This is a genomic window from uncultured Chitinophaga sp., from assembly GCF_902168175.1.
Taxonomy (GTDB): Bacteria; Bacteroidota; Bacteroidia; order Chitinophagales; family Chitinophagaceae; genus Chitinophaga.
In genome coordinates this window covers 41,419-63,402 of record NZ_CABHOU010000038.1, presented here as the reverse complement: position 1 = coordinate 63,402, position 21,984 = coordinate 41,419, and the positions used below count along the sequence as shown (strand labels likewise).

General features: G+C 47.7%; 19 protein-coding genes and 1 pseudogene. 10 read left to right on the top strand and 10 right to left on the bottom strand.

The features are described from left to right. Positions 1-17: 17 nt before the first annotated feature. The 4 genes and pseudogenes from QZT80_RS07930 to QZT80_RS07915 all read right to left on the bottom strand — a co-directional run bounded on the left by QZT80_RS07930 (position 18) and on the right by QZT80_RS07915 (position 4,181). Positions 18-1,508, bottom strand: a complete 1,491-nt coding sequence (locus QZT80_RS07930; protein WP_367112857.1) for a catalase — start codon at positions 1,506-1,508, stop codon at positions 18-20. Positions 1,509-2,080: 572 nt separating this feature from the next. Further along, positions 2,081-2,398, bottom strand: a pseudogene (locus QZT80_RS07925) (LysR substrate-binding domain-containing protein); the annotation flags it as partial. 43 nt (positions 2,399-2,441) lie between these two features. Further along, complete coding sequence (locus tag QZT80_RS07920; protein ID WP_295120200.1) at positions 2,442-3,089, bottom strand: YceI family protein; 648 nt, start codon at positions 3,087-3,089, stop codon at positions 2,442-2,444. Between the two features lie 60 nt (positions 3,090-3,149). After that, the gene (locus QZT80_RS07915) at positions 3,150-4,181 is read right to left on the bottom strand and encodes a two-component regulator propeller domain-containing protein (protein ID WP_295120197.1); all 1,032 of its coding nucleotides are present in this window, start codon (positions 4,179-4,181) and stop codon (positions 3,150-3,152) included. 241 nt (positions 4,182-4,422) lie between these two features. Between QZT80_RS07915 and QZT80_RS07910 the strand changes: the two genes are divergently transcribed. Further along, complete coding sequence (locus QZT80_RS07910; RefSeq protein WP_295120194.1) at positions 4,423-4,947, top strand: N-acetyltransferase; 525 nt, start codon at positions 4,423-4,425, stop codon at positions 4,945-4,947. A gap of 150 nt (positions 4,948-5,097) precedes the next feature. Continuing rightward, positions 5,098-5,310 carry a hypothetical protein gene (locus QZT80_RS07905; protein ID WP_295120191.1) on the top strand — a complete coding sequence of 71 codons (213 nt, stop codon included), beginning with the start codon at positions 5,098-5,100 and terminating at the stop codon, positions 5,308-5,310. Here the strand turns inward: QZT80_RS07905 and QZT80_RS07900 are convergent. Then, entirely contained in the window at positions 5,281-6,549 is a 1,269-nt protein-coding gene (locus QZT80_RS07900; protein WP_295120188.1) for an MFS transporter, read from the bottom strand. The genes QZT80_RS07905 and QZT80_RS07900 overlap by 30 nt on opposite strands. A gap of 165 nt (positions 6,550-6,714) precedes the next feature. Here QZT80_RS07900 and QZT80_RS07895 point away from each other — a divergent pair, with 165 nt between their 5' ends. After that, the gene (locus tag QZT80_RS07895) at positions 6,715-7,320 is read left to right on the top strand and encodes an XRE family transcriptional regulator (RefSeq protein WP_295120185.1); all 606 of its coding nucleotides are present in this window, start codon (positions 6,715-6,717) and stop codon (positions 7,318-7,320) included. A 68-nt stretch (positions 7,321-7,388) separates the two neighbouring features. Here the strand turns inward: QZT80_RS07895 and QZT80_RS07890 are convergent, their stop codons facing one another. From QZT80_RS07890 to QZT80_RS07870, 5 genes are read right to left on the bottom strand one after another with little or no spacing between them, the layout of a single operon-like run. Beyond that, positions 7,389-8,063: a phosphonatase-like hydrolase gene (locus QZT80_RS07890; RefSeq protein WP_295120182.1), complete on the bottom strand. Its 675-nt coding sequence runs from the start codon at positions 8,061-8,063 to the stop codon at positions 7,389-7,391. Between the two features lie 13 nt (positions 8,064-8,076). Then, positions 8,077-8,982, bottom strand: coding sequence for a metallophosphoesterase (locus QZT80_RS07885; protein WP_295120179.1), 906 nt, complete (start codon positions 8,980-8,982; stop codon positions 8,077-8,079). A 2-nt stretch (positions 8,983-8,984) separates the two neighbouring features. Next, on the bottom strand, positions 8,985-10,139 hold the full coding sequence (locus QZT80_RS07880; RefSeq protein WP_295120176.1) for a zinc-binding dehydrogenase: 1,155 nt from the start codon (positions 10,137-10,139) through the stop codon (positions 8,985-8,987). Between the two features lie 6 nt (positions 10,140-10,145). Continuing rightward, positions 10,146-11,912, bottom strand: a complete 1,767-nt coding sequence (locus QZT80_RS07875; protein WP_295120173.1) for a RagB/SusD family nutrient uptake outer membrane protein — start codon at positions 11,910-11,912, stop codon at positions 10,146-10,148. A 20-nt stretch (positions 11,913-11,932) separates the two neighbouring features. Beyond that, positions 11,933-15,127, bottom strand: coding sequence for a TonB-dependent receptor (locus tag QZT80_RS07870; protein WP_295120170.1), 3,195 nt, complete (start codon positions 15,125-15,127; stop codon positions 11,933-11,935). Between the two features lie 299 nt (positions 15,128-15,426). On the opposite strand from QZT80_RS07870, the gene QZT80_RS07865 reads away from it, so the two are divergent. The 7 genes from QZT80_RS07865 to QZT80_RS07835 all read left to right on the top strand — a co-directional run bounded on the left by QZT80_RS07865 (position 15,427) and on the right by QZT80_RS07835 (position 21,747). Beyond that, positions 15,427-16,443 (top strand): metallophosphoesterase, encoded by a 1,017-nt coding sequence (locus QZT80_RS07865; RefSeq protein ID WP_295120167.1) that lies wholly within the window; start codon positions 15,427-15,429, stop codon positions 16,441-16,443. A gap of 43 nt (positions 16,444-16,486) precedes the next feature. Then, positions 16,487-18,004, top strand: coding sequence for a sulfatase (locus QZT80_RS07860; protein WP_295120164.1), 1,518 nt, complete (start codon positions 16,487-16,489; stop codon positions 18,002-18,004). 195 nt (positions 18,005-18,199) lie between these two features. Continuing rightward, a complete protein-coding gene (locus QZT80_RS07855) occupies positions 18,200-19,024 on the top strand; it encodes an SDR family NAD(P)-dependent oxidoreductase (RefSeq protein ID WP_295120161.1) in 825 nt (274 codons plus the stop codon). Positions 19,025-19,083: 59 nt separating this feature from the next. After that, on the top strand, positions 19,084-19,998 hold the full coding sequence (locus QZT80_RS07850) for a helix-turn-helix transcriptional regulator (RefSeq protein WP_295120158.1): 915 nt from the start codon (positions 19,084-19,086) through the stop codon (positions 19,996-19,998). Between the two features lie 291 nt (positions 19,999-20,289). Further along, positions 20,290-20,676, top strand: coding sequence for a VOC family protein (locus QZT80_RS07845; protein WP_295120155.1), 387 nt, complete (start codon positions 20,290-20,292; stop codon positions 20,674-20,676). Between the two features lie 9 nt (positions 20,677-20,685). Continuing rightward, on the top strand, positions 20,686-21,204 hold the full coding sequence (locus tag QZT80_RS07840) for a DinB family protein (protein WP_295120153.1): 519 nt from the start codon (positions 20,686-20,688) through the stop codon (positions 21,202-21,204). A gap of 36 nt (positions 21,205-21,240) precedes the next feature. Continuing rightward, positions 21,241-21,747 carry a MepB family protein gene (locus QZT80_RS07835; RefSeq protein WP_295120149.1) on the top strand — a complete coding sequence of 169 codons (507 nt, stop codon included), beginning with the start codon at positions 21,241-21,243 and terminating at the stop codon, positions 21,745-21,747. The last annotated feature ends 237 nt before the right edge of the window (positions 21,748-21,984 follow it).

Here is a 21,984-nt window from a genome sequence, read left to right as displayed (position 1 = left end):
CCGGGCTTCCTTATCTTTTACAGCGATTCCAGCCGCTTCATCTCATATCCTTCAAAATCACGCACCACCTCCATCGATAACCCAAGCGCAGCCGCCACGCCTTTGCCATAAGCCGGATCGGCCTGGTAACAATTACGAATATGCCTTACCTGGATAAATAATTGTGCCCCTCCTACGGCGGCAGCGGTATTACTGAACAACAACGCCCTTTGTGCATCAGACATCAGCCTGAACAAATTACCAGGCTGACTGAAATAATCCTCATCCTCGCGATGGTCCCAATGTGCTGCATCTCCTGTAATCTTCAACGGTGGCTCTTTATGTTCCGGCTGTTCCTTCCATTGCCCGAAACTGTTAGGTTCATAGGGCGTTGAACCTCCGTAGTTACCGTCCGTTCGCATAGCCCCATCGCGATGATAAGCGTGGTAGGGGCATTGGGGCGCGTTTACCGGTATTTGGTGATGGTTTACGCCAAGGCGGTAACGTTGTGCATCGCCATACGAAAACAACCGCCCCTGCAACATTTTATCGGGTGAAAAACTAATGCCGGGTACTACCTGTGCAGGGTTAAAGGCCGATTGCTCCACTTCTGCAAAGTAGTTGGCAGGGTTATGATTAAGCTCGAACTCCCCTACCGGTATCAGCGGATAATCGCCATGAGGCCATACTTTGGTAAGATCAAAGGGATTGATGTGGTAGGTGTTTGCATCCTCCTCCTCCATCACCTGCACGTACATCGTCCATTTGGGGTAGTTGCCCGCTTCTATATTGTTGTAAAGATCGCGTTGGTGACTTTCACGGTCGCCGCCGATGATGGCAGCCGCTTCTTCGTTGGTCAGGTTCTGTATGCCCTGCTGTGTTTTGAAATGAAACTTTACCCAGTAACGTTGCTGATCGGCATTAATGAAACTGAAAGTATGACTGCCGAAACCGTTCATATGGCGGTACGATTTAGGGATACCGCGGTCGCTCATTACAATCGTTACCTGGTGTAAGGCTTCCGGCAGCAGCGTCCAGAAATCCCAGTTGCTGTCGGCGTTGTGCATATTCGTACGCGGATCCCTTTTCACCACATGGTTCAGGTCCGGAAACTTCAGCGGATCGCGCATGAAGAACACCGGCGTATTGTTTCCTACCAAATCCCAGATGCCTTCTTCCGTATAGAACTTCAGCGCAAAACCACGAATATCCCGCTCTGCGTCTGCTGCTCCCTTTTCACCGGCCACGGTAGAGAATCTTAAGAACAAAGGTGTCTGTTTACCGATAGCCGAGAACAATTTCGCCTTTGTAAACCGGGTAATATCATGCGTAACTGTAAACGTACCATAAGCGCCCGACCCCTTGGCGTGCATGCGTCGCTCAGGTATCAGTTCCCGGTCGAAATGCGCCATCTTTTCCAGGAACCATACATCCTGTAACAAAACAGGGCCACGCTTACCTGCTGTCATAATATGCTGATTATCTACAACGGGCGACCCGGTGCGGGTGGTTAGTTTGTTGTTGTCCATACAGTAAATGTTATGCTGCAAATGTGCAGTAAAACAGATGCGGAGGCAATGGATATATGCAGGTGATGTATTCATATATCATAGCAATTAATAAGTACCGGGCAGGCTGTACACACCCGCACCGGCCCTATTATGTTTGCCCCGGCTACCCCCCTTTTTTTAAACCAATATGTCAAAGAACTCTCAAATGAATGGGAAGCTTTCCTCCCTTTCCACGTGGTCACCTTCAAAGCATCTTCCGACGGTAAAAAGGTGCGGATCACGGTCGATAAAGCAAAGGTACAACGGTGAGATGCCGGTATGTTGTAAAAAGGAATGAAGTATGCAAGACGGGGGAATGAAGGGTGCAAGACGAGGGAACGAAAGCCCTCTTAACCCCCTGAAACTCTTCACCAGTAAGGAATACAACTCATATAAACATCTTGCAGATATTCAATTAATTCAATTTCAGATCATTGAAGAGTTACAATACAGCAGCAACCGCTAAAAACCGCGCTGCAATTACTTTCTTCCGGCGAAGGTATATCGATCCTATATCGATCCTTTAATAGCCGTGTACAGGGGCGCGGGTTTCAGCGGAAACGGATATAGGATCGATAAAGGATCGATATAGAATGGGGTATGTTTTTTTGATGGAGTGTCAGCTTCAATATATTCGACAGCACCGGGTTATGGTCGTCGGCCCGCCAGTTGATATACAGCTCCGTTTTAAACGGCAGCCTGATGAACCGGATACCGGGACTTTCATGGTACATATAGGAATCAGGGAGGATGGCAATGCCCCGCCTTTTTCTGACCAGTGCAATAATGGTGGAGCCGAATTCGGAATGGACGTTTACATCAGGCGTTACGCCAAAGGAATCGAACATTTGCCGGATGATTTCGCCGTAACTGGTTCTTCCCCTGAAATACCCAAAGTAGTGATGACCAGGTTTATTTCTTTGCCAGGATCTTTATATTGAATTCAATGGAATCCGAAATCGCTTTATCAGCTAAATTGTCATAAAACTTTCCCGACTTGTAACGGATGCCCCAATCTGTTCGATCGATAGTCAGGTTCGCTTCCGCTTTGATGGTTCCACCCTCAACCTGTATCCTGGCCGGAAAGATGACCGGGCGTTTGATACCCTTAATAGTAAGGTTTCCTGTCACTGTCTTATGCTCCCCGTTTATAGTTGCAACCCTGGTAATTACGATTGTAGAAAAGGGAAATTTTTCAACATCAAAAAAATCAGGACTTTTTAAGTGATTAATAAGGTTATTATCCTTATCGTGACCAGGACCCTCACTCTTGTTCATGTCTATTTCAACTGTTCCACCAGCAAGTTGATCGTTTTCAACCAGCAATTCTCCTTTTGAAATATACGAGTAGCCATCATGCTTTCCCTCAAGACTGGAACCCATCCAACTTATCACACTTTCCTTTGTATCTATTGTAAAATGTTTTTCATCCCCAACATGTAGGGATATGGAACTTGCCGGTCCGTCCTTCTTTTTTTCCTCTTTTGCAGGTCCACCACATCCGAAAACAAAAAGACTGATAATTAAATATAGGTAAGTGAATGATAACTTGTAGTTCATAATAAAAGGGTTGTATTGAGTAATGATAATGACAATTGATTTCAAGTTCAGCAAGGCACATTATTTCTGACCGTCTTTTTCTTTAAAGTCCGTGATGGTCTTTCCATTATAACGATACACTTTACTCGCAGGCCCCCTCGCTCCAACCCAAATACTTCCATCGTTAGCCTCTAATATCCCAAACAAAAAACTGTTTTCTCCTGACACTTTAATCTCTTTTACAGTTGGGGTTATATTGAACAAGGACTGTTCATCATAACAAAAAATGCTACTCCCTGAACTAGTCCAGATATTGCCTTTTTTATCTTCGATTATGGAATAAGCCCCCGTCTGCGACACCTTCGTAAAGGTTTTGCCATCATAGCGAAAAAGACCATCTTCAGCGAACCAAATGTTTCCTTTTTTATCTTCGATTATTGACCAAACACTGTTAAATGCTTTGCCATCTTTGTTTTTTAAAACGGTAAATGTTTTTCCCTGCCCAACTTCGCCATTCAGGCGGGCATCATAAACGAACATATTTTCTCCATGTCCACCAAACCAAAGCTTGCCGGTTTTGTCTTCAAGAAGTAAACGAACATTGTTGCTGGGAAATCCATCTTTTGTAGTAAAATTTCGAAAAGATTCCCCATCGTAACGGGTTGTTCCGAACCAAATGTTACCGGCTCTATCTTCATAAAGATGAAGCGCCATATTACTGGCAAGCCCGTCCTTTGTTGTAAAATGTTGAACGGATTTACCATTGAAACAATAGACCCCTGAATCTCGGGAAGCGAACCAAAGATTTCCTTTTCGATCTTCCAGAACATCGAAGAAGCTGGGGGTATTTATTTTACCTGTTAAATTGGTAAACGATTTTCCATCGTACCGGAACACGCCCAGGAAAGAAGCAATCAAAATGTCTCCGTTCCTGGCTTGCTTTATATTTCGGACCATACTATTAGGCACCTGGGAAATGATTGAATCTTTAGTTTCGGGCTTGACATTTTGTTTCGGGAGGTCTGGTTTGTTTTGTCCTTCACCGGAAGTGCAAAAAAACAACATTAGGAACAAGGTGTAAATGTGTGCGTATCTCTTAAGTTTACATTTCATACTCCTATCAAATTTTGATTCAGCAAATCTACTTTGATATTTTTCGGTGCGACGAATTTGGATTGTAAATAGAAATGTAAACTTTGTAAAAAATCATGTTTTAAGCTATATATATATGATAATGAGGTGATTCTCTGGGTATACACAAGTTAACTTTGCCTAACAAAACGCATAAACCAGCAGCTATTCATGAGTTTTTTTAGCATTTTACAGCATTAAAAAAACGCAGTAAATTTGCCGTATGAACGAAGTAAGGATCAACAGGGTATTGCCCGGTCAGGTGGCTGAATTACAAATCATTTCGCGCAGCACGTTCATAGAAACGTTTGCTGACGTGAATACCCCGGAAAACATGAACAAGTACCTGGAAGACAACCTGACGACGGAGCAACTGTCCGGGGAGCTTAATAACGAACAATCTCAGTTTTACTTCGCAGTAACCGATGGCCAGGTAAGCGGTTACCTCAAGCTGAACTTTGGCCAGGCACAAACAGAACCGCAGGGCGACAATTCCCTCGAAATAGAACGCATTTATGTGCTGCAGGCCTATCATGGACAAAAGGTGGGGCAGGCACTTTATGAACATGCCGTGCAGGTAGCCGTTGAAGCCGGCGCTCCATATATTTGGCTGGGTGTATGGGAAAAGAATGCCAGGGCGATAAAATTCTATGCCAAAAACGGGTTTTCGGAGTTCAGCCAACATACCTTCCGGCTGGGTAATGATGTACAAACCGACATCCTGATGAAAAAAGCTTTAACCCGGTAATTTCAGGCAGGCCTCATTCCTCATGGAGAAAAACATCTTTTACTGATCCTGCTGATCATCGGCACCGCCTTCCGGGGTGTATCGTATTCCATTAGCAAACTGGCTATCGGACATTCATCTTCCTCTACCTTCCTGTTCTACCGGTTCCTGATGGCCACTATCGTGCTGGCGCTGATCTTCCGGAAGCAGTTGAAAACGGCAGATGGCACAGCCGCCGGTATGTGTGTGATCATGCTTCCTTTAATGAAACTGCTGATTTACCCTACAGCAGCGCCGTTTAAGATATGGATCGCGGAGCTTGATTTAGAAGGGAAAAAAAGGTGGTGGTGGATATTAAATAACCGGCACGCCAGTGCTATATAATGCGCGCTCCGGCTGTCGGCGATTGAATACAGTTGTGAGCAATATCGTTAATGCGCTCAATAACGATATAAGCGCCACCACCAGAAAGATTATGCCCTTACTGCCCGTAACGTCGATGATCTTGCCCATTAACGGTTCGCCAATAGCAGCAAATACATAGGCTACCATGTTCATGATGCCTGTACCTGTGCCCACATACGACTGGCCCAATAGTTCCGGCGCCAGCGGCCAGAAGTTAGCCTGCGGTCCGTAGGCGAAGAAGCCGGAAAAGAACACCAGGACACAAATGGCTATGCCGGTTTTTATTTGCAGGTAATAGATAGCGGCCGACAATACACTGCAGGCAGCCATGCCAATACAAATAGAAATAATGCGGTTTGAGCGGAACAGCCAGTCAGAGATAAAACCGAACGAGATAGCGCCGGCAGCCATACCTATGGGCAGCAAAAGGGTAATCCATAATTTGGAAGGTGCATCACTAAATTCTGAACTTAAAAAATAGACAGGCAACCAGAAAATCAACGCATATCGCGCCATGCTCTGAAAACCAAGAGAGAGGCACACCACGAGAAATTTACGATTGGATAATACCTCCCGGTAAGCTTGCTTCCAGCCAGGTTCAACAGCGGCCCCGGTTTGTCCGGCAGTTGTTTCTTCCGGTGCATTTTTCACGAAGATGAAAAAAATGACTACTGCAACGGCCAGGAACAATACGGGTATCCTGAAAAGGTTACGCCAGCTTTCATTCACCAGCATAATAGAAAAAAGATAGGTAATCACCGACGACAAACCCGCAGCCATGGTATATAAACCGAAGGCAAGCCCCCGGTCATTCGCCATCCACCAGTTAGCAATAATACGGCTGCCCGAAGCCCAGGCCATCGACTGGAAATAACCGTTCAAACTCCAGAGGACCAGTATCATGGTAAAGGAAGAGGAGAAACTGATGGCAATGTTGGCCGCTACCGACAAAAGCCCACCTGCGGCGATCATATGTTTCGGGCTTAAACGATCAGCGAGGTTGCCATTGATCAACTGGCCCAGGGCATAGCCTACCAGCATGGCAAAGCTGATCCAGCCAATTCGTTCGTATGATATTTTCAGCGTATCGGCCAACTGGTGCGCCGCCCAGCCAAAATTATGACGGCCGGTGTAGAAAAACAAATAGCAGAACATCGTGAGCAGTAACATCTTCCAACGTTGTGCCATCACACTCTTTTGTGCAGTTTCCGTAAACATTCGGTGTAGTTAATTGAATAGCCCCTCCATTACAAGGCCGGGTGAAGAATAGTTACTAGTTTCGCCTCATCAGTAAAACAAAAAGCAGGAAATTATTTCCAATAACGAAAATAACTTTCTTAATAATTAACTTCGCCTTAGTATTTTTAAATAATCGTTAAGTTCATGAACCAGGAATCAGTTGGCGGCGGACAGCTTGTCTACCATAGAATAGGAGGACTCATCCGCAAGTACCGCAAAGACAAAGGCCTTAAGCTGCTGGACCTTTCCGCGGTTACGGGCATTAAGTCAGCCTTGTTATCTAAAATTGAAAATGGCCGTATGCTTCCGACCATTCCCACGCTGTTTACCATCATACAAAAGCTGGGTATTAGTGCCGAAGTGTTTTTTGCCGAGTTAAGCGCCGAAAACGATTTTCCCGGGTACCTCTTCCTTCCAAAAAATAACTATTCATCTTATGAGAAAGAAGAAGGTGCTATCGGTTTCCAGTATGAATCCATACTCGAATCGAGTTTCGACGGCGGTGCTTTTCAAATATCACTGCTAACGCTGAGTCCCGGTTCACAACGGTCGCAGGTAACTACTGCAGCTTACGAATTCATTTACGTGTTAACAGGCGACCTCCAATACCAGTTAGAAGACAAAACGTTCGATCTCTCGGAGGGCGATGCATTGTTCTTCGATGGCAGCATCGGGCACGTACCCATTAATCACCTTAACACCACCGTTCGCCTGCTGGTGATGTACTTCTTCGGCGAGCTGCGCAAATAACTTTGCTAAGATAATAAAGAAGCCGCGCTGCAGATAAAGCTGCGCGGCCTCTTTACTTTCCAGCCGCTTTACAGTCCAAGCACCGGCAGCAACTCACCCAGGCTATTGATAATAAAATCGGGAGAAGCAGTTTCTAATTGCCCGCGGGTATGCGCACCGGTTGTTATACCAATAGACAGGCCACATCCGGCATTTTTCCCTTCCTCCACATCAATCGTTGAATCACCTACTTTTATCACGGTTTTCGGATCGCTGATACCAAAGCGCTCCATGGCCAGCAGTATCATATCGGGGTGCGGGCGATTACGCGTTACATCGCTGGCAGTGATCAGCGCATCATAATCAGACCCCGGTACCCAGCCCAATTTACGTACAAGCCCTTCAGCGACCGAACCCTGGTAGCCGGTATTCAGCACCACATGAATACCCCGCTTGCGCAGGGCGAAAAATGTTTCTTTTGCGGCAGGCTGTTCCTTCACCTGCAGTTCATTGTAAGCACTTTCCAGCATCACTTTAAAACGTTCAAAAATGGCATTGGCCAGCTCTTCATCCGTATTACCCAAATGCACTTCCATCACACTCTTTATGGCCTGTAACTTCTCCTTTCCGGCACCGTTTGCCAGCACCTGCTCCAGTGTAAGATCAAATCCTTTCTCATTGATTGCCTGCCGTACGGTTTTATACACCACATTGTCTTCGTCTACCGTGGTGCCAGCCATGTCAAACACTACCATTTTTATCATTATACTTTCTAATTTAATGTTGATGCGGGTAATACGTATTTTCTATCGTGCCGTCGTCATATAGTTTCAGGATGGCGTAACCCGGCGGCGTTTCCTGTACATAACAGGGGCCTGCCGACTTCTCATCGCCCTTCTCCCACCAAAAACCACTCATGGCTCCGTTGCAAAGATAATGCACGCCATTGTACACGCAGTTATCCAGCAAATGCTGGTGGCCGCTGAGGCACACCCTCACTTTATCTTTATGTTGATAGAACAGGTTCTTTAATTCCTTATGATCTTTGTGCTGACCGCCTACCAAAGCTCCTGTAACAGTAAGTATCGGGTAGTGCGACATCAGCAGAACATGATGCCCGGCAGGAACGGCTGCCAGTCCGGCTTTGAGCCACTCCATTTGCGGAGCGTCCAGCGACACACCAGGGTTATTGCCATCAAGCACGAAAAAATGCCAGTTCTTTTTACTGAAGCTGTAATACCTGGCGGGCATACCGGCACGTTTTACCGCATAAGCCACACCGTACATTTCATCTTCTTTAGACGGCGCTGCCCACCATGGATCGTGGTTACCAATGCAGGTGTATACATCGTACGATTGCAGCATTTTCATACAATCGTCCCAGGCCGCCCACTGTTCGAGCACCCGCTCGCGTGTGATATGGCCGTAATCGGCCGCATGAATAGAATCGCCGGTATTCAGGAAAAAATCGACCTTATGGCGTTTTACTTCCTCCAGGCATTTTTTGTACCGTTCGGGCACATTTTCCTCAGGGCGTATATGAACGTCTGTTATATGACCGATAGTTAATGCAGGTTTTTTGCCTGCTTTTTCCACAGGCGCTGCCAGCGCCTGCGAAACTCCCCCGGTAGCGGCTATGCCGGCTACCAGGGGAATATTTCTCAGAAAGTTCCTTCTTTTCATTTTTAGAATTTAATACCTACCCTCAACGGTTTATGCGCTACCGCGTATACAAATGCATGTTCCACTTCGTCCAGCGAAAACTCTTTTTCCACGACTTCGATAAAAGGATACTTTTGCCAGTTACGATCCATAAAATCGAACGCGTATTGGAAGTCCTCGTAGTTGTAGTTATGAATGCCCCTGATGGTAATGAGACTACGGATGATGCGCTCCGGGTCGATTTGCAGCGGCCGTGTATTGAACACCGCTCCTACCCAAATGGCGCAGCCGCCAATACCAAGACCGGCAATCCCGAATTCCATGGCATCCGGCGCACCGCTCATATCAAATACTACGTCAGCGCCCTTACCACCGGTGGAGGCTATGATGGAACGTAACAACACGTCCGTATCTGCGTTCATATCAAACACCTCGTCTGCTCCAAAACTCAACGCATCGTTCAGTCGTTTTGCCGACACGTCTGCCCCGCCAATCCAGGTAGCACCAGCTTCGCGGCACATAGCGGCACAGGTAATACCAAGGTGGCCCATCCCGGTGATCAGCACCGTTTTGCCTTTGATATTGCCCGCCATGCGCAAAGCACCTGCCACCGTAGATACCGAACAGTTAAGCGTAGCTGCTACGGGCAAAGGCATCGTATCTGCCAGTTTAATGATGCCCGTATCCGGCTGAAGTATGCAGTACGTAGCCAGCCCGCCATGGAACACCTCATGGCCAGAAGCCTGAACGTGACCGTACTTGTAAAGCTTATCACCTTTCTGTGGCATACCGCGCAGGGAGTTTACCGAGTTCGGATCACTGGAAAAAACCGTCCAGGTAATACGATCGCCCACCTCCAACTGCCGGCCGCGTAAATCGATACCAGGGTGACCGGGTGCAATTTCCAGCACCTCGCCTACAATTTCGTGCCCCAATACGGTCGGACATGGCTCGTTCCTCAAACCGCAATAAGTGTGCAGGTCGCTGCCGCAAATAGTGGTATACACATTCTTTACCAGCACTTCGCCAGGACGCAGGGGGCGGACCTTGAACATTTTAAGTTCAAAGTCCTGCCCTGGTCCCTTAAATAAGGCTATTTCACCTTCGCGGGACGTGGATGCTTCAACATAGATCTCCAATTCATTCAATTGCGGTAACGCTTCGTTGTTGTCTTTCATTCTATTTTACCACCCTGGGTTAGGTTTTAGGTTAGTATTGAGGCGCAACTGGTCCTGCGGCATCGGCGACAGGTAATCCCTGTTCACATTGAATTTAAAGCCCGTGGACAAATTAGCGATGATTTTATATGGCTCGATGTAACCATCTGCATTTACCTGGTATTTAGCCAGCGCAGTGGCATTTACGAGTGTTGTAAATTGATTCTTTTTCGCACCCAGTGGTTTCCAGCCAACGAGTAATTCATCGGCAGCAGCCCAGCGGTAAATATCATCTCTCCGGAAACCTTCGCAGGCGAGTTCCACCCTTCTTTCCCTGCGCACCTCGTTAATAATTGGCGTAAGTGTAGGGAACTCCCAGTTAGGGTCCGTAACAATAGCACCGATTACCAGGTTAGGCATACCTACGCGGCTGCGCAGTTTGTTGATGGTGAGGTCTACATCGGCCTGTGTAAGTGTTCCCAATTCAGCCTTCGCTTCTGCAAAGTTAAGCAGCGCTTCTGCATAACGGAACAAAATGAGTGCAGTGGTACCTACTTCGGCAGCATACTGCTGGTTGTAGTCCGGGTTATGGCCTTTGTAAATCTGGTAACCTGTTGGATTACTTTCCGTACCACCGCCCGTAAGTTGTGGCACTGTAAAGATAGTGGGTGCCGCACCATTAGGTTTGTTATTTGTGGTGATGTGTTTACCATCGGCCACGTACACTGTTTGGTTCAGCCTGGGATCGCGGTCGGCCACTACTCGTACGATAGAATCGTCGCCGCGGTATAACGGGCTCACTGCAATCGGCTGCCCATCTTTACAAAGGTAGTAATCTACAAGATCTTTAGTAATACCACGTGCTGAACCGCCTATCGAATAGCGGTGCCAGTTGTGCACGATCACACCGATCTTATACTGCCTCCATAACATGATTTCCTTACTGCCACTGTAATCTGTTTGGTTAAACAGGCTCCAGTAGTTGGTTTCAGACGGCACGGTATTATCCAGTGAGAATACACCGGAAGTCATCACTGCTTCAGCAGCGGTAGCCGCCTTTTGCAACAATGCCGATCCGTCGGAACCGGTAACACCGAACGGCGTGCCCGCATGGTATTTTTCCCAGGTACCTTCGTACAAAGCAATACGCGACTGCAATAACATCGCCAGCTCTTTATGTACACGCGAGGCAGCCTGTTTCGATTTTGAGGGCAGATAGGCAATAGCGCTGTCCAGGTCCCTGATGATCGAATCGGTGATCATTTTACGGCTTAACCTTGCATCAAACAATGCAGGATCGTTTAAGTCCACTATCGGTTTTGTGATCCATGGCAGATCGCCGAAGGTTTTCATCATACCGAAATAAAACTGTGCCCGGAAGAAAAGCGCTTCGCCCACATAAGGTTTCACTACATCCCAGGAAGCGTTTACCGTTTGGTAGTGCGTCATGAAATAGTTCACGTTCTTGAGCGTACCCCAGCTCCAGCCGCCGCCGGAAGCAGGTATTACCCTTTCTCCATTCATAGCGGTATTATAACCATCGCCGATCACCGCATTATCGCTGCCCTGGTCTGCATCTAAACTATAGATGCCGAGCGAACCGAAACCGGTATAAGATGGAAATGTATTATAAAAGTTATTACAATAGAGTTGCAGATCGCTGGTAGACTTCCAGAATTCACCGTCGCTTACATTAGATAGCGGCGCCCTGTCCAGATAGTCTTCGCTGCAGGCTGCGAGCAACGACATAGCGCCTGCAGCCAGCATGAAAAGTTTATTCGTAAGTTTCCTCATAAAATCATTTTAACAACTGGTTAGAAAGTGACATTTACACCGCAGGTATAAGTACGTTGCAGCGGGTAAATTTTAGCATCGCCAAGCGACAGTTCCGGGTCCATGGTTTTAATCAGCTTCGTAAACGTGGCCAGGTTCTCTACTGCGCCATATACACGAAGTTTTTTCATGAACGCTTTGCCTGCAATTCTTTCTGGCAGTGTATAGCCAAGTTGCAGGTTTTTGATGCGCAGGTAAGATGCATTCTGCAAATACCTTGTTTGCACCTGGTGATTTTTATCCACTTCCGAATTCATGTAAATACGCGGGAAATAACCGGATGTTTTTTCAGGCGACCAGGTATCTCTGTGTACAGAAAACGGAGAACTCTGCCACTCACTGCTCATGATGCCCCAGAAGTAGTTAGAACCGCTGCCGAAACCATAATCGCGCTTACCAATACCCTGCATGAACATCGACAGGTCAAAACCTTTCCAGCCTACATCGAACGTAAAGCTGTAAGCATAACGCGGTGTGCTGTTACCAATTACGCGGTAGTCGCCAGAGCTGTCGGCAGTCCATTTACCATAATCGATACGGCCGCTTTTATCCAGGTCGGCATAACGCACGTCACCTGCCTGCCATCTGCCTGTCCAGAATACAGCCGGTATGGCGTCTTTCGCATTGGCGTCAGACAGCAAACCGTCTGAAGAATATCCCCAGATGTTGCCCATTACCTCACCTACATACCAGTTATCGAGGGAACGTGTGGCGTTATTGTACTTCGTTACTTTTCCTTTGTAGTCAGAGAGTACGCCGCGAACGGAGTAGCTAACATCACCGATCTGGTCGCGCCACATAGCGGTAAGTTCGAAACCTCTTGTTTCCATGCCCGCATTGTTGGCGGCAGGAACACCAGCACCGAGTACGCCGGGCAGTACCATCGCCGGACCAGAGAAGTCGTCGGCACGACGTACATAATAATCGAAGCTAAGCGACAATTTGTCTTTCAGTAAACCCGCGTCTACACCTACACCATAAGAGGTAGTAGTTACCCATGTAAGAGCGGTGTTAACCAGGCCCGGCATACTTACAGAAGCCTGTTGCGTACCGCCAAACAACCACGAGTTACTGGTAGGCGCTGCCGTACCAAGGCTTGGGTAGAAAGGATAATAAGTACCTACAGACGGGTCGCCCAGGAAGCCCTGATCGCCGAGGCTACCATAGTTAGCGCGGATCTTAAACCTGTTCACCGTGCTTGCCAGCGGCGCCCAGAAAGACTCACGATCTAAATTCCAGCCGGCAGATGCACCGGGATAGAACTTCATACGGTAGTCGGACAGGAAGCGTGAAGTACCGTCGTAACGACCGCTTACTTCCAGCAGATACTTGTCTTTATAATTATAGTTGAAACGGCCGAAGTAACCTTGTATGGCTAACTGGCGCATCTGATCGCCTATGCTCGGCGCAGTACCGAACGTTGTATTCAGCGATGGAATGTTGTCAGAATAAAGGCTGTTGTTACCGGCAGAAAACGTAGTGTAGTCCGTTAACTCACGCATTAAACCACCCAGTATTTTGAAGTTATGCGCGCCGAACGCCTTTTCATAGGAAGAGTACAAATTGAGGATGGTATGCTCTGTTTTGGTACTGCTGCGGCTGAATGAGTTTGGAGAAGTACCACTCACAGGAAGTAATGCTCCACTTGGTGCCGTCGTATACAGGATTTTAGTGTGGTTGGAGGCGTCAGAATAAATACCATCGAACGTAAAGTTACCGGTAATGTTCCAGCCCTTCAGCGGTTTAATAGAGATTTCGCCCGTTACCACCGCATCGTTACGTGTGCTTTTGCTTCTGCCACCCTGGTGTAATAACACATCGCTGGGATCAGAATAGCCACCATCCGGATTGAACAATGCTACGTTCGGGAACTTACGCGCGATCTGGTGCATATAGTTACCACCCGTTTTACCCGAATAGGTATTAGGCGTGTTGCCCAATGCCCTGGCCAGGCTGGTACGGAAGCCCACCGACATCCAGTTTGTAACCGCAGCATCTACGTTTGCGCGAATGTTATAACGTTTGTACGAGTCGTCGCCAAAATTGTACATCCCCTGGCGGTCGTTATAACCCATACCCACGTAATAGTTCGATTTGTTACCACCGCCCGAAATGCCGAGGTTGTGTTGCTGGCTGGGCGAAAAGTCTTTGAAGTACACTTTAAACCAGTCGTGGTTAGCATTACCCTCAAACCAGCTACCCCAGGTATCTGAGCCGTTTGCCGCTGTAACCGTTTCCGTATTAATTTTACCAGACTGGTAATCTTTCATACGCTGAATGGTTTCGTCCGTAAATGCAGCCCCACGGCCCGCATTAGCGTAAGCCTGGTTATACATTTCCGCAAACTCTACTGAATTCAGCATTTTGGGCAGGTTGATGGGTTGCGCCCACGACAGCACATTATTATACGTAACTGCCGGCGCACTGCCGGCTTTGCCCTTTTTCGTTGTAATGAGAATTACACCGTAAGGGGCACTGGAACCGTAAATAGCAGCCGATGCCGCATCTTTAATTACGGAAATACTTTCTACGTCTGCAGGATTAATAGAGTTGATGTCGCCACCCTGCACTCCATCAATTACTACCAGCGGAGAACCGGTAGACCCCATGCCAGTAAAGCCGCGTACGTTGATTCCCTGCGTAGCAGCCGGCGCACCGCCGCCAGTGTTAGTTGTGATGTTCAAACCAGCCACAACACCCTGCAGGCCCTGCGACAAACGCGTAATCGGGCGGTTTTCCAGCATTTTAGCAGACACCTGGTCTACCGCACCGGTTAAACTCGCTTTTTTCTGGGTACCATAACCCACTACTACTACCCCTTCCAGGCTTTGGTCGGAGGGTTCCATGCGGATGTTTACATCCACATCTTTTTTGGCAATAAACTGCCGGGTGTCGTAACCCATAAAGGTAATTTCAATAACGCTGTTCTCCGGCACACTAAAGGAGAAACGGCCAGACGCATCCGTGCTGCCGCCGGTTGTGCCACCTTTTACGCGTAAGGTGGCACCTAATAAGGGTTGATTTTGGTCATCTGTTACTTTTCCTTTTACCAGGATGTTCACTGTTTGAAATGCATGTACATGCATGCTTCCGGCGATCAGGAGGAGCAGCGTACAGCAAAGCCGTAGCCAGCGCGCGTACTCGCTGCTAATTCGGCTGATGTTGTTCTTCTTCATAGATGTTTTGCTTTAGGTTAGGAAAATAAAAGAATTGTTGTAGATAAATATTTCCTGAAACGAAATTATTATTTCCTTTCAAGAAATTATAACTTTGGTAACTTTATTATCAAGAAATAATATTTCCGTAACAGAAACATAACATCTATTTTTTGGGGTAAATTCCTGGAATAAAGTAACTTTCTACGTATTAGATATTGTGAATCATACAATTAAGAGGTAGATACAGAAACTTTGATGCCTGAACAGCAATAATTTCCTGTCAGGAAAAAAAATCAATAAAAAAAGCTGAAGCATATATGCACGAAAAAGACTCCCCCGGCCTGGATCGCCGAACGTTTATCAGTCAATCCGCCGCCGCTTGTCTGGCCCTCGCCATCCCTGCCGCCGCACGGGCTGCCTTTAAAGGACACGACCGTGTGAGTATGGCGCTCATTACCGACCTGCACCACGACATTATGCACGACGGCCGCGAGCGGCTGCAGGCATTTGTGGACTTTGTAAAACGCCGTAAACCAGATGCGGTGATGCAGCTTGGCGACTTCGCCTATCCAAATGAAAAGAACAAGGATGTGATCGGCCTGTTTAATACGTGCCACGCTACACGTCTCCACGTAATAGGCAACCACGATACCGATCTGCGGCACACACATGCGCAATGCGTAACCACCTGGGGAATGCCGGCGCCTTATTATGCGCAAACGGTGAACGGTATCAGGATGATCGTACTCAATGGCAATGAACACGGTTCGCCCACGCATAAAGGTGGTTACCCTGCTTATATAGGCAAGGAGCAGGCAGCCTGGCTGGCGAAAGAACTGAATGACGGCACGCTGCCTGTTATTATTATATCGCACCAGCCGTTAACCGGTTTTTATGCAGTAGACAATGCTACAGACATCCAGCAACAGATTACTGCTGCACGCCATCGTGTGATCATGGCGATCAATGGTCATACGCATGTAGACAGTCTTCAGTATGTAGATGATATCCCCTATCTTACCATTAATTCGGCTTCTTACTTTTGGGTAGGTGAGCAGTTTAAACACAACAGCTATACCCCGGAAATTCATGCTGCTCACCCCTGGATATCCAGCACATGCCCGTATAAAGATCCATTGTTCACTGTACTCACGATCGATCCGGACAACTTTACCATCCGTCTGGAATCACGTAAAAGCGAATGGGTGGGTAAATCGCCTGCTGCATTAGGCTTTACTGATAAACAGCCCTTACGGACCGGAGAAGAAATTGTACCGTTCATCCGTCCTTACAAATTATCGGTTCAGCAGCGGATGAAGAGGCAACGTAAATAACCAGGCCGGCATAAGCTTATTGTGATCTGTTCAAATTAATTAAATGAAAACATTACGCCTCCTACCGTTATTGCTTTTGTTTTGGGCCAACAACGCTGTTGCACAAAAGCAGCCAAATATCATCTTATTTATGGTAGATGATATGGGCTGGCAGGATTGTTCCGTGCCTTTCTGGAAAGACACCACGGCTTTTAACCGCCGTTACCGCACACCCAATATGGAGCGCCTGGCGCGTGAGGGCATGAAGTTCACCAATGCCTACGCCACACCTGTTTGCTCGCCCAGCCGGGTTAGCCTGATGACCGGCATGAACGCCGCGCGGCACCGGGTTACCAACTGGACGCTGCGTAAGAATGCGACGGTTGATGCGAACGATTCCCTGCTGGTACCACCCGACTGGAATGTGAACGGCTTATCACCTGTAAAAGGAATTGAAAAATCTGTTTATGCCACCCCTTTACCACAGTTGTTGAAAACCGCCGGATATTATACGATCCATTGTGGCAAAGCGCATTTCGGTGCCATGGAAACACCGGCGGAAGATCCTTTAAAAACAGGCTTTATGATCAATATTGCCGGCCATGCAGCAGGAGGGCCGGGCAGTTACCTTGGTGAGAAAAACTACGGAAATAATGGCGATGGGCCAACACCCCCATGGGGCGTACCAGGCCTGCAGCCTTATCATGGCAAACCGGTTTTCCTGACAGAAGCATTGACCCAAGAAGCACTTTCAGCATTGGAAAAGCCCATCGCCTCGAATCAACCATTCTTCCTTTACATGGCACATTACGCGGTACATGTACCGTTCGCAGCAGACGAACGTTTTATTGAACGTTACCGCAAAATGGGCTTACCAGAACCGGAAGCCCAATACGCCGCCATGGTCGAAGGCATGGATAAAAGCCTGGGCGATTTGATGGACTACCTTGAACAAAAAAACCTGGTGAACAATACCGTCATACTTTTTATGAGCGATAATGGCGGCTACTGCGGCAGTCCGCGTGCCGGCCAAGCCTTTACCCAAAACAGTCCGCTGCGCGCCGGCAAAGGGTCGGTATATGAAGGCGGCATCCGCGAACCGATGATCGTTAAATGGCCCGGCGTAGTACAACCTGCAACTGTTACCTCTCAATACGTGATCATAGAAGACTTCTTTCCCACCATTTTGCATATGGCGGGCAAAAAACGGTTAAACACGGTGCAAAAAGTAGACGGCAGAGACTTTACCTCCCTGCTGAAGGGCAACGCTGTTGCCGACACTACCCGTCTACTGGTATGGCACTTCCCGAACAAATGGATAGGCAGCGATGATCAGGGCATTAATTTCCGCAGCGCTGCGCGCAAAGGCAACTGGAAGCTGGTGTATGATCAGAAAACCGGGAAGAAAGAATTGTATGACCTGGCTAATGATATCGGAGAAACAAAGGATGTTTCGGCCGATCATCCAAGGGTTACCAACGAGATGTCGAAAGCACTCGCCCGGGCACTACGCGGTTACCAGGCACAAATGCCTGCCGTAAAAGCTACTGCCAAAGCCATTCCGTATCCGGATGAGTTGTAAGTAACTGTGATAACAGGGGCGGTAAAGTTCCCTGTTATCCTTTTAGTTCGATCTGCTTTGATACCCGCCCTGAACTACAGCCCGGTTCTTTACATACAAATACCTCATTTCAGCTACAAAACACCTCAATACAGTTACAGGCAACCCGCTCCATCCACCGACCTTTGTTGTGTTCAAATGTAAAACACAACAATCATGGAAAATAAAATCTGGTTCATTACAGGAACCTCAAGAGGATTTGGAAGAATATGGGCAGAAGCCGCACTCAAACGTGGCGACAAGGTAGCAGCCACTGCACGTAACATAGCCAGCATTGCCGATTTTAAAGAGAAGTACGGCGACAATGTACTCACACTTGCGCTGGACGTAACCGATACCGCACAGGTGAAAGCAGTGGTAGCGCAGGCACACGCGCATTTCGGGCGACTGGACATCGTACTCAACAACGCTGGTTATTCATTGGTTGGGACTATTGAAGAAGCCAGCGCCGAAGAAGTAAAAGCGATGTATGACACCAATATTTTCGGGCCGCTCGCTGTTATACAGGCCGCACTGCCCTTACTGCGTCAGCAGGGCGGCGGCCACATCATGGGCACCTCCAGCAACCTGGGCCATATAACATTCCCGGTAATCGGTTATTACGCTTCGTCCAAGTGGGCCTTCGAGGCCATTCACGAAAGCCTCGCCGCAGAAGTAAAAGCCTTTGGTATCAAAGTAACGATCATCGAGCCCGGCGCCTATGCCACCGAATTCGGCAGCCAGGAATCGTTAAAGTTCGCGACAGGCATGGATGTATACACCGACTTTAAAGCGCAGTTCATGGATAGTTTACGCCACTTCGAAAGAGGCAACCCGGCCGCGACCCCTGAGGCTCTCTTTAAGGTGGTAGATGCGGAGGAGCCACCATTAAGGTTCTTCCTTGGCAGCCATAACTTACCGGACGTAAAGGCTGCGTATGCCGAACGCCTCTCCATCTGGGAGGCATGGAACGACATATCCGCCGCCGCACAAGGAAATTGATAATTGCAGCATGATAACCGATCTTTGTGTCGGTTATCATGCTTTTTAAAGTGATGTATATGAAGAAAGAAGAAAACGTTCCGCATAGACTCGGCTCTTTAACAGAAGTGCACCGCACCATGGGTTTACCTCAGCCGAAACACCCGCTGATAAGCCTGCTGAACGTTACCCATACGCCCGTTACGCCACCATCCGGCACACATGTGCTGAACTACTACAAAATATCATACAAACCCAAGTTCAGCGGTAAATTAAAGTACGGGCAGGGTTATTACGACTTCGACGAAGGCGGACTTCTGTTCGCCGCACCCGGCCAGGTGATTGGCCATGCCAACGATATGGAGTCCGGCACCTGTTCTGAATACATATTACTGATACATCCCGATTTCCTGCTGAATTACCCTATCGCCAAAAAGATCAAACAATACGGCTTTTTCTCCTACACCGCCGACGAAGCACTGTATGTATCTGAAGAAGAAAAAAACACGATCTTTTCTATCTTCAAAATGATAGAAACAGAACTCAACAGCCGCATTGACGACTTCAGCCAGGACGTGATGATCTCCCACATCGAACTCCTGCTCAACTACGCCAACCGCTTCTACAAACGCCAGTTTATCACCCGTAAAGTCGTTAACAACGATGTATTGCAAAAGCTCGATGATCTGCTGGTTAACTACTTTAACGACAACTCCCTGAGAGAAGGCCTGCCCACCGTTCACTACCTGGCACAGCAACTTAACCTCTCGCCCAGTTACCTGAGCGATATGCTCCGTTCCCTGATCGGACAAAATGCCCAGCAATACATACATGAAAAGCTTGTGGAGAAGGCGAAAGAGCTTTTGTCTACCACATCGTTATCGATATCGGAAGTGGCGTTTCAATTAGGCTTTGAACATTCGCAATCGTTTAGCCGTTTCTTTAAGACAAAGGCGAACGTATCGCCAGGGGAGTTTAGGGGGGCGTTTAATTGAGGTTGCTCTGCACGCAGGGACCTTGACTACGTCGCCACCAATCACACACATCAGCACACAAGGCTTACTGGTGTGAAGACCGCGCACGACGGTTGCTTCAATGACGGCGGTGTGGTCCGCTACTACAGCGATTATCTCGCCAACGAGCTGATAAACGATTCCCGTCAACGCAAGCCAATATGTGGCAGCTAACCCCACCAGATTGACGGAAACAACCCCGAAAAGTTCGCAATAAGCCTCCCTGCACCAGGATGTATGAACTACCTTTGAACTACAATCAAATCCTTAGTTATGCACTCAAAAAGAATATGGGCTAACTTCAGTGTCAGCGACCTGGACAGAACAACAAATTTCTACACGCAACTTGGGTTCAAACACAATGGTGCATCGGAGCAGTTGACCAGCTTCTTCTTCGGTGACAATAACTTTATCATTCATTTCTTTTTGAAGGATATATTGGAACCAGCTATGAAGGGTCCGATTGCTGATGCAATATCCGGGAATGAAATTATTTTCACGCTTTCTGCAGAAAGTAAAGAAGAGGTGAATAGCTGGGAAAAAGAAATACGGGAGGCCGGAGGCACGATCGTTTCCGAACCAGAAGTGTTTGGAGAAGGCTATTACGGTTTTGTATTTGCCGACCCCGATGGCCATAAGTTCAATGTGTTTCATATGTAAAGTTCATTTATGGAAAACACCCAACTCTCCCGTTTCTGCCAAACCATTGATCTCTGGATCTCTTTTTTACCTGACTACAGCATGGAACAACTCAGTAAACGCCCGCACGCAGGCGCATGGTCGCTGGGGCAGGTATACAAACACCTGGTGATTGATACGGGATTTTTCGCGGAGCAGATGCAGTTGGCGCTTACGGCGGGCAATGCAGACGAACACATGCATCCCCACGCTATTACTATTTTTGCTAACAACAGCTTTCCGGACGAACCGCAGGCCAACCCCTATAACGACATCAACATGCCGCAACCGGGTAGCAAAGAGGAGCTGGCAAAAGCGCTGATCGCGATTAAAAACGATGTACTGCAACTGGAGTTCGATGGCCGTACATCCGGCAAAACAAAACATCCCGGGCTGGGGTACTTTACGGCGCAGGAATGGCTACAGTTCGCGGATATGCATATGCGGCATCACTTGCGGCAAAAACGGGATATTGATGCGGCGCTGGGAAATACCACTTTATCCCATTAAAAAATGCCTTTTCTTTGTACGCTATAAAAACATGTAATGACATCTCCCCTGCCCCAAGACTTATTGCTGGCGAAAGAACTGGTGTATGACAAATGCGGATGGCCGCTCAGCAATTTCCGGCTGCATACGGAAAGCCAGGAATACAGCGCCTGTAATTTCACTTTGAACAATTACCAAATCCAATATAGGGAAGCCAGGATTACTCCTACAAAAGCAGGACTGTTCGTAACGATCTGGAAACGGAATGATCAGGGTATCACGGCTCCTTTTGATATTGCGGACGATATCGACTTCCTGGTGATAACGACGAGAAACGGGGCGCGCTTCGGACAGTTTATTTTCCCGAAATCAGTATTAGCAGCTAGAGCAGTTTTTACAGATAATGGGAAAGACGGGAAACGGGGGATCAGGGTATACCCGCCATGGGACGTGGAGTTGAATAAACAGGCGGTTAACACACAGGCGTGGCAGGCGACCTTCTTTTTGAAGATAGATACCCTGGTGGATATGCACGATGTGAAGCTGAAGTTTTTACACCCTTAACCCTATTGCCTTTTGCAGACCTTATTTTATAACCGGCACCCTCGCGGTAAGTATCTGTTACCCCGGCATTGCGGCAAACCCACCATTATCCGCACGCTTCCTGCCTGATATTTTATACCTTTAAGCGACGTAATACGCTGAATGGACAGGCAAACAACCAACAACACGAACACTACTGCTTTATGGACCGCCTTTTGTAATGGCGACCAGGAGGCGAACAGTGTACAACCTGATGCA